Below are 614 nucleotides of genomic sequence, written 5' to 3'. Positions count from 1 at the left end.
ATCTAAGGGAATTTGAGCAAGTAAATCACCGAGTACTTGCGAATCGCTCACATTATTTGTAGTAAGCTGTACTGCACGTATTTGCAAGGTTTCAGCATCGATGCCAATATGAAGCTTACGCCATTGGCGACGATATTCAGGTCCATGTTTCTTACGTTTCCACTCACCTTCACCTAGAAACTTTAAGCCAGTTGAGTCGACGAGTAGATGTAGCCCATCACTACTTTTTTGATAGCTAATCGCAATATCAATATGTTTTTGTCTTCGACAAAGCGTACTGTAATCTGGTGCGGTCCAATTTAATCCACAAAGTTTAATCAGACTTTGAACAAAACCTGTGACCATGCGTAAAGAGAGTCTAAATAAAGATTTGATCATTAAACAGCATTGAATAGCCGTATCGGAGTAAGTTTGATTTCGACCTTGCTTGTTTTGTGGTTGTGCATACCACTGAGTGTTTGGATCAAACCAAATGGAAATGTTGCCCCGATTAATGAGAGCGCGATTATAGGAAGACCAGTTGGTTGTACGATAAGTTTTAGGAGTAGGTTTATTCATTTTGAAATTATAGGACTGAATAAACCTTATAGGCTCTAGGTTTGTGCAACAAAGCC

General features: G+C 39.3%; 1 pseudogene. It reads right to left on the bottom strand.

Annotation, left to right across the window (positions count from 1 at the left end):
• A pseudogene (locus tag J500_RS16815) lies at positions 1-558 on the bottom strand (IS5-like element ISAha2 family transposase); the annotation flags it as partial.
• Between the last annotated feature and the right edge of the window lie 56 nt (positions 559-614).

It is taken from the genome of Acinetobacter sp. 479375, assembly GCF_000581715.1.
In the GTDB taxonomy this organism is placed as follows: Bacteria; Pseudomonadota; Gammaproteobacteria; order Pseudomonadales; family Moraxellaceae; genus Acinetobacter; species Acinetobacter ursingii.
Note: the sequence above shows the minus strand (reverse complement) of the source record. Positions and strands in the feature narration are given on the sequence as shown.